This window comes from Streptomyces sp. NPDC005141 (assembly GCF_053599975.1).
Genome location: NZ_JBSFYW010000123.1, coordinates 1 through 8,201, shown reverse-complemented (window position 1 = coordinate 8,201; position 8,201 = coordinate 1). Strand labels below are relative to the sequence as shown.

6 protein-coding genes are annotated in these 8,201 nt (G+C 71.1%); 4 read left to right on the top strand and 2 right to left on the bottom strand.

Going from position 1 to position 8,201, the window contains the following annotated elements:
* Window positions 1-81 precede the first annotated feature (81 nt).
* Window positions 82-948 (bottom strand): acetylglutamate kinase, encoded by an 867-nt coding sequence (gene argB / locus ACWD68_RS41090; protein WP_451811585.1) that lies wholly within the window; start codon window positions 946-948, stop codon window positions 82-84.
* Window positions 945-1,892 carry a methionyl-tRNA formyltransferase gene (locus ACWD68_RS41085; protein WP_451811584.1) on the bottom strand — a complete coding sequence of 316 codons (948 nt, stop codon included), beginning with the start codon at window positions 1,890-1,892 and terminating at the stop codon, window positions 945-947. Before ACWD68_RS41085 ends, argB begins: the two co-directional genes overlap by 4 nt.
* Before the next feature lie 85 nt (window positions 1,893-1,977).
* Between ACWD68_RS41085 and ACWD68_RS41080 the strand changes: the two genes are divergently transcribed.
* From ACWD68_RS41080 to ACWD68_RS41065, 4 genes are all read left to right on the top strand, one after another.
* Window positions 1,978-3,324, top strand: coding sequence for a lysine N(6)-hydroxylase/L-ornithine N(5)-oxygenase family protein (locus tag ACWD68_RS41080; RefSeq protein ID WP_451811583.1), 1,347 nt, complete (start codon window positions 1,978-1,980; stop codon window positions 3,322-3,324).
* 164 nt (window positions 3,325-3,488) lie between these two features.
* Window positions 3,489-5,183, top strand: coding sequence for an ABC transporter ATP-binding protein (locus ACWD68_RS41075; RefSeq protein ID WP_451811582.1), 1,695 nt, complete (start codon window positions 3,489-3,491; stop codon window positions 5,181-5,183).
* The gene (locus tag ACWD68_RS41070) at window positions 5,180-7,027 is read left to right on the top strand and encodes an ABC transporter ATP-binding protein (RefSeq protein WP_451811581.1); all 1,848 of its coding nucleotides are present in this window, start codon (window positions 5,180-5,182) and stop codon (window positions 7,025-7,027) included. The genes ACWD68_RS41075 and ACWD68_RS41070 overlap by 4 nt, the downstream gene beginning before the upstream one ends.
* Window positions 7,027-8,085, top strand: coding sequence for an iron-siderophore ABC transporter substrate-binding protein (locus ACWD68_RS41065; RefSeq protein ID WP_451811580.1), 1,059 nt, complete (start codon window positions 7,027-7,029; stop codon window positions 8,083-8,085). The genes ACWD68_RS41070 and ACWD68_RS41065 overlap by 1 nt, the downstream gene beginning before the upstream one ends.
* Window positions 8,086-8,201 lie beyond the last annotated feature (116 nt).

Below are 8,201 nucleotides of genomic sequence, written 5' to 3'. Positions count from 1 at the left end.
GCCAGCCGCGCGCTCGGCGCCACGTGCTCTGGTGAAGAGGGACACGACACGGACCGGCTCTGCCCCGTCGGAGCCAACCGGCTACGCCGTGGCGTCCGGCAGGATCGTCGTGCCGGTTCCGCCGCCGCCGGACAGACCGTCGAGGAGGGCGTGCGGGGCGCGGCCGTCCAGTACCCGGGCCACCCCCACTCCGGCGCGGACGGCCCGCAGGCACGCCTCCATCTTGGGCACCATGCCGCCATCGAGCCGGGGCAGCAGCGCCTCCACGTCCGTGACGGTGATCCGCTCGACGACCCGGTCGCTGTCCGGCCAGTCCGCGTAGAGGCCGGGCACATCGGTCAGGACGACCAGCGCGTACGCTCCGAGCGCGGCGGCCACCGCCCCGGCGGCGGTGTCCGCGTTGACGTTGTAGACCTGGCCGTCCTCGCCCCGGCCCACGGAGGAGACCACGGGAATGTGCCGGTGCTCCAGCAGGATGCCCAGAACCGCGGTGTTCACCCGGGCCACATCGCCGACCAGGCCGATGTCCACGCGTTCACCGGCCACTTCGGCGAACCGTTTGACGGCGGTGAGCGTGTTCGCGTCCTCACCGCTGAGTCCGACGGCGTAGGCGCCCTCCTCGTTGAGCAGTCCGACCAGTTCCTTCTGGACCTTGCCGGAGAGCACCATCCGCACCACGTCCATGGTCTCGGGCGTGGTGACCCGAAGCCCGTTCAGGAACGCGGACTCGAGGCCCAGCCGGTCCAGGTGGGCCCCGATCTGCGGGCCGCCGCCGTGCACCACGACCGTCCTGACCCCGTTCCGCCGCAGGGTCAGGACGTCCTGGGCGAAAGCACGCCGGAGCGGTTCGTCGGCCATCGCGTGACCGCCGTACTTGACGACGACCGTGCGGCCGCGCAGGCGCTCCAGCGGGGTGACCCGGTCGGTGAGCCCGAGCAGGCCGCTCACGGACGGGCGGTGAGGTAGCCGCCCATGGTCCGGAAGTGGTCGGTGGCCGCGTGCTCGGCGCCGTCCTCGGTGCGGACCCGCCGGACCAGCAGCCCGCGCTGCCGGCCGTTCCTGGCCTGCGCACCGGCCACGACGACGATCCCGTCGCCCTCGCGGATGAAGATCCGCCCCGGTGTGCCGCCGTAGCTGCCCTGCGACACCGCGGCCTCGACGATACGGATCCGCTGCCCGCGGTGGTGGGTGAAGGCGTTGGGATACGGGTCGGACTGGGCCCGCACCAGACGTTCGAGGTCCTCGGCGGGCCAGGTCCAGTCGATCCGGCTGTCCTCCAGGGACCGCTTGTGGAAGAAGCTCGCCCGGCTGCGGTCCTGGGGTATCCAGCGGGCCCTGCCCGACGCGATCAGGTCGAGGGACTCGGTCACGACCGGGGTGATCAGGTCCACGGTGCGATGGAAGAGGTCGGTGACGGTGTCGGTCGCGCCGACCGGGACCGCGCGCTGCAACAGGATGTCGCCCGCGTCCAGTTCGGCGTTCATCCGGTGCGCCGTGACGCCGACCTCGCGCTCGCCGTTGATCAGCGCCCAGATGAGGGGCGAGAAGCCCGCGTAGGCCGGCAGCAGTGAGTCGTGGATGTTGAGCGTGCCGTGCGCGGGGAGGCCGAAGACCTCCGGCGGCAGCACGGTGCGCCAGTTGTTGGCGACGATGATGTCCGGCGCCGCGTCCCGCAGCGCGGCGAGGAGTTCGGGGTCGTCGGGCCGGTTGCGCAGCAGCACCGGGATGCCGTGCTTCTCGGCGAGGTCGGCCACGGAGTCGTCCCAGATCTTCTCGTACGCGTGCTCGCTCTTGGGGTGGGTGACCGCCAGAACCACCTGGTGGTCGGACTCCAGCAGAGCCTGGAGCGTGCGATGCCCCCAGGTCTGATAGCCGAACATGACGACCCGCATAGTCGATCCTCTCTTGGAGACCACCATTGCAAGGTAAGGCTAACCTTATTTACCATCAGGGGCGCCCAAGGGAAGGGAAGTTGCGGTGAACGCACTGCACGACGAACCTGACGCCATACTTGACGTACTCGGAATCGGTTTCGGACCGTCAAATCTCGCACTGGCCATCGCCATTGAGGAGCACAACGCCCGAGCCTCGTCCGAGAACCGGATCCGAGCGGAGTTCCTGGAGCGTCAGCCCTCCTTCGGCTGGCACCGCGGCATGCTGATCGACGACGCCACGATGCAGGTCTCCTTCCTCAAGGACCTGGTCACGATGCGCAACCCGACCAGCGACTTCACCTTCCTCTGCTTCCTGCGGGAGCGCGGCAGGCTGGTCGACTTCCTCAACGCGAAGACGCTCTTCCCGTTGCGGATCGAGTTCCACGAGTACTTCGCGTGGGCGGCGGCCCGGCTCTCGCATCTCGTCGGCTACGACTCCGAGGTCGTCGCCGTCGAGCCGGTGATCCGGGAGGACGGCGAGGTCCGCTGGTTCGATGTGACCAGCCGGGTCCCCGGCGCCCCGGAGCGCACCGTCACCCGGCGGGCCCGCAACATCTCGGTGGCCGTCGGCCTCGAACCTCATCTGCCGCCGGACACCACCCTGTCGGACCGCGTCTGGCACAACAGTGAACTGGTGCCACGCGTGGCCGAGCTGACCAGCTCCGGCGCTCCGGTCGGCCGCGTTCTCGTACTCGGCGCGGGTCAGAGCGGAGCCGAGGCGGTCGACTACCTGCACCGCTCGTTCCCGGAGGCGGAGATCTGCGCCGTCTTCGCCAAGTACGGCTACACACCCGCCGACGACAGCCCCTTCGCCAACCGGATCTTCGATCCCGAGGCGGTGGACGTCTACTTCCGGTCCGCCCCCGAGGTGAAGCAGTCCCTGGTCGACTACCACCGCAGCACCAACTACTCCGTGGTCGACATGGACCTCATCGAGTCGCTGTACGCCACCATGTACCGCGAGAAGGTCCTGGGCCGGGAACGCCTGCGGCTGCGCAACGTCTCCCGCATCCGTGACGTGCGGGCACAGGATGACCGGCTGGACGTCACGGTGGAGTACCTCCCCACCGGGGAACGGGAGATCATCTCCTCCGATCTGCTCGTCCACGCGACCGGCTATCGCCCCAGGGACCTGGACTCACTGCTGGGACGGGCCGCGAAACTCTGCCTGCGGGACGACAAGGACTCCGTACTCGTCGGCCGTGACCACAGGGTGGAGTTCTCTCCCGAGGTGACGGCCGGCATCTATGTGCAGGGCGCGACCGAGCACACGCACGGGCTCACCTCCACCCTGCTGTCCACGACCGCCGTGCGCTCCGGCGAGATTCTCGATTCCCTGCTCACCCACCGCGCGAGCGACGTGGCCGCACGGACGGATTGCACCGCCTGAACCGGCCTACAGCCAAAGGCAGTTGGCCTCGGACAGGACGGCACTCGCTCGCGTGCCGCCCTGTCCTGCGCGACGGCGGACCCGTTCGTGTTTCCACGGGACCCGCACCCTGAACTTAAGGTAGCCTCACCTAAGTTTCCGTCGTCCTTCCCGGAGGGGTATGGATGAGTGCCGCACATCCGTCGGGGCGCAGCGTCCTGAGAGACTCCGTCGAAGGACAACGCGGACGCGTGGCACTCGGCACGCTCTGCGCCTCCGGGCACCAGATCGGCGAGGCCCTGGTCCCCGCTCTCATCGGCGTCGTCATAGACCGCGCCGTCACCCAGTCCGACACCGGCGCGCTCGTCCTGTGGCTCGCGGTCCTCGCCGCGGTCTACGCGGGCCTGGCCCTGAGCTTCCGGATCGGCGCCTGGTCCGGCGAACTGGCCGCCGTCCGGGCCGAACACTCCCTGCGCGTCACCCTTGTCCGCCGGGTCCTCGATCCCGGGGGCGGAGCGGAGAAGGGCAGATTGCCCGGCGCGCTGGCCAACATCGCGACCGAGGACGCCAAACGGGTCGGCGCCGTCAACATGGCACTGACACTCGGGATTTCGTCCCTGGTGGGCATCGCGACCTGCGCGGTCGTCCTGCTGAACACCTCGGTCACGCTCAGTCTGGTCGTCCTGGTGGGCACCCCGGTGCTGCTGTGGCTGGGACATCTGCTGAGCAAGCCGCTGGAGTCACGCAGTGAGGCCGAACAGGAGCGGGCGGCACACGCCTCGGCCATCGCCGCGGACCTGGTCACCGGACTGCGCGTTCTCAAGGGCATCGGCGGCGAGTCGACGGCCATCGAGCGCTACCGCGCCACCAGTCGCGACTCGCTGCGCGCCACCCTGCGCGCCGCCAGGGCACAGGCCTTCCAGAGCGGCATGGTGCTCGCGCTGACCGGCTGCCTGATCGCCGCCGTCGCCCTGGTCGGCGGCCGGCTGGCCGCCCAAGGGAGCATCAGTCTGGGCCAGTTGGTGTCCGCCGTCGGGCTCGCCCTCTTCCTGCTCGGCCCTCTGGAGGTGCTCGCCTGGGTCAACGCCGAACTCGCCCAGGGCCGGGCCTCGGCCACCCGGATCGCGGAGGTGCTGGCCACCGCGCCCGCGGTCACCGCGGGCGGCCGTCCTCTGCCGCAACCGGTGCGCGGCGCCGTACGGCTGAACGGTCTCAGCCACGGCGGTCTGCACGGAGTGGGCCTGGACATCGCCCCCGGCGAACTGATCGGTGTGGTCGCGACCGACCCGGCACACGCCGCCGACCTGATGCGTTGTCTGAGCCGGCGGGCCGACCCCGACGCCGGATCGGTCGAGCTGGACGGGGTGTCCCTGCGCGACCTGGACCCGGCCGAGATCCGCACGGCGATCCTGGTGGCCGAGCACGACGCGGATCTCTTCGAGGGCACCGTCCGCGGCAACGTCACGGCCGCCTCCCCGGAGTCGGGCGCGCCGGAACCCGCGATGTCGGCGGCCGGAGTGACCCAGGTGTCCCAGACCCTGCCGGACGGCGAACACACGGCGGTCAGTGAGCGGGGCCGCTCCCTGTCCGGCGGGCAGCGCCAGCGGGTCGCCCTCGCGCGGGCGCTGGCGGCCGACCGGCCCGTCCTCGTGGTCCACGACCCGACCACCGCGGTCGACACGGTGACCGAGGCGCGCATCGCGTCGGGCATCCGCGAGCTCCGCAAGGGCCGCACGACGGTACTCGTGACGACCAGTCCCGCGCTGCTCTCGGTCACCGACCGGGTGCTGCTCATCGACGGCGGCCGGGTCACGGACACGGCCCCGCACGCCGACCTGGTGCGCCGCCACGAGATCTACCGCTCGGCGGTGCTGGCATGAGCGATGCCTCGACGAATGTGAACGAGGAAGTGATGACCACCCGCGAACTGCTGCCGACCGCGACCCCGGCCAGGACCCGTGCGGCCGTGCGCGAGCTGGTCCGCCCCTACCGCCGGTCGGTCATCGGCAGCTTCGCCACAATGGTCGCCGCCACCGCGGTGGGACTGCTCGTCCAGCCGCTGCTGGGGCACATGGTGGACCTGGTCGCCGACCGGCGACCGCCCGGGGACCTCACTCTCCCCGTCGTCCTCCTGGTCGTGGTGGCCCTGGTCCAGGGCGGCACCACCGCACTCGGGCTGTCCCTGGTGTCGGGACTCGGCGAGAGCGTGCTCGCGCGGCTGCGCGAGCAGTTCGTGGACCGAGCCCTTCGACTGCCCCTGGAACAGGTCGAGAAGGCGGGGACCGGAGACCTCAACGCCCGTGTCACCCGCGATGTCGCGCGGGTGGGCGAGGCCGTCCGCTCGGCCCTGCCCGAACTGGCCCGCTCCGTACTGGCCATCGTGCTCACGCTGGGGGCGATGGCCACGCTGGACTGGCGCTTCCTGGTGGCCGCCCTCGTCGCCGTACCCGTCCAGGCGCACACCGCGCGCTGGTACATGCGCAACGCCGTGCCGTTGTACGCCCGGGAGCGGATCGCCACCGGAGCCCAGCAGCAGCAGTTGCTGGACACCATCGCCGGAGCCGGCACCGTGCGGGCGTACCGGCTGGAGGAGCAGCACACCGCGCACGTCACCGAACGCTCCTCGGCGGCCGTCGGGTTGACGATGCGCGGGGTCAAGCTGGTCCTGCGGTTCTACAACCGGCTGCACGTCGCGGAGTACGCCGGCCTGGCCGCCGTCCTCGTCACCGGGTTCCTCCTGGTGCGCGCCGGATCGGTGTCCATCGGCACCGCGACCGCCGCGGCCCTGTACTTCCACAGTCTGTTCTCGCCCGTGAACTCCGCCCTGGTGCTTCTCGACGACGCCCAGACGGCCACGGCGGCGCTCAACCGGCTGGTCGGGGTCGCGGACCGGCCCGCCACCGAGCCGCAGGCACCGGACTCGGCGGCCGAGCCGCCCGGCCACGACACCGACCCCGGCACGGTCGGCGTGAGCGGCATCCACCACGCGTACGACCCTGGCCGGCCGGTTCTGCGGGATGTGAACCTCACACTGCGGGCCGGGGAGCGGGTGGCGCTGGTGGGCCCGAGCGGCGCGGGCAAGACCACCCTCGCCAAACTCATCGCCGGCGTGCACCGGCCGACCTCCGGCTCCATCCGGCTGTCCGGCACGGGCACGTCCGGCGGCGGGCTGCCCGTCGCCCTGGTCACCCAGGAGACGCACGTCTTCGCCGGGCCGCTCGCCGAGGACCTGCGGCTGGCACGGGCCACGGCCACCGACGATCAGGTGCGCGCCGCGCTGGCCACGGTCGAGGCGCTCGACTGGGTCGAAGCGCTCCCCGACGGGCTCGGCACCGTCGTCGGCGAGGGCGGCCACCGCCTGACCCCCGCCCAGGTCCAGCAACTCGCCCTGGCACGCCTGGTGCTGGCCGATCCGCCGGTGGCCGTCCTCGACGAGGCCACGGCCGAGGCCGGCAGCACCGGCGCCCGGCTTCTGGAGAAGGCCGCGGCGCGGGCGATCGAGGGCCGGACGGCTCTGGTCGTCGCCCACCGCCTCACCCAGGCCGCCGCCGCGGACCGGATCGTCGTCATGGAGGACGGCCGGATCGTGGAGAGCGGTCACCACGACGAGCTGTGCGCGGCGGACGGAACCTACGCCTCCCTCTGGGAAGCCTGGTCCGGCACGCGTGCCACGCCCGATCACCCGCCTCACACCATCACCGCCCCGACCCTGAAGGACCACTGATGCTCGGCTCCCCGAGAGGCACACGGCTCCCTGCGGCGCTCGCCTCCGTTCTCCTGCTCTTCGTCACCGTGGCGGCCTGCGGTTCCTCGGACGGCTCCGAGGCCGGTTCCGAGAAGCCCGCCGCCTCGAACAAGGCCTTTCCCGTCACCATCGCGCACAAGTACGGCAGCACCACCATCAAGGCCGAGCCCCAGCGCATCGTCACGGTCGGGCTGACCGACCAGGACTCCGTGCTCGCCCTGGGCAAGGTGCCGGTCGGCACCACCGAGTGGCTCGGCGGCTACAAGGGCGCCATCGGTCCCTGGGCCGCCGGCAAGGCGGGCGACGCCAAGACCCCGACCGTCCTGAAGGACACCGGCACCGGCCCGCAGACCGAGAAGATCGCGGCGCTGCGCCCGGACCTGATCCTCGCGGTCTACGGCGGGCTCACCAAGGCGCAGTACACGACGCTGTCCAAGTTCGCCCCCGTGGTGGCCCAGCCGAAGGAGTACAACGACTACGGCGTCCCGTGGCAGAAGCAGACCGAGATCATCGGCAAGGCTCTCGGCCAGGAGGCGAAGGCCGAGTCGGTGGTGAGCGGCGTCGAGGCCGCCTTCACATCGGCCGCCGCGAAGAATCCGGCGTTCGCCAAGGCCAGGGCCGTCATGGCGACCCCGTACGAGGGCATCTTCGTCTTCGGCAGCCAGGACCCCCGTTCACGCGTCCTCACCGACCTCGGCTTCACCCTGCCGACCGACCTGGACAAGGTCATCGGCGACGAGTTCGGGGCCAACATCAGCAAGGAGCGCACCGACCTGCTGGACACCGACGCGATCGTGTGGATCGTCTCCGACACGGCCAAGGACGAGACCAAGCTGCACAAGGACGCCCTGTACGCGGACCTGAAGGTCGCTCGGCAGAACCGGGAGGTCTACATCAAGGAGACCAGCGACTACGGCAACTCCGTCTCCTTCGTCACGGTGCTCAGCCTGCCGTACATGCTCGAGCGACTGGTGCCTCAGCTGGCCGCCGCGGTCGACGGCGACCCCGCGACGAAGGTGCCCGCCCCGGCGGCCTGACACCGACCGAGCCGGTCGCTCGACGGGGGCCGGGGAGTACGGTCGACCGTAGGCTGCTGGAGGAGCTGGGCGTGAGCGGGCTGGGCGAGGTCGACGAGCCGGCGTTCTCGGGGCTG

What these genes read in the sequence shown, in the direction of transcription:
- ACWD68_RS41070 (WP_451811581.1), top strand. Translation starts at nt 5,180, where the DNA reads ATGAGCGATGCCTCGACGAATGTGAACGAGGAAGTGATGACCACCCGC.
- ACWD68_RS41085 (WP_451811584.1), bottom strand. Translation starts at nt 1,892, where the DNA reads ATGCGGGTCGTCATGTTCGGCTATCAGACCTGGGGGCATCGCACGCTC.
- ACWD68_RS41065 (WP_451811580.1), top strand. Translation starts at nt 7,027, where the DNA reads ATGCTCGGCTCCCCGAGAGGCACACGGCTCCCTGCGGCGCTCGCCTCC.
- ACWD68_RS41075 (WP_451811582.1), top strand. Translation starts at nt 3,489, where the DNA reads ATGAGTGCCGCACATCCGTCGGGGCGCAGCGTCCTGAGAGACTCCGTC.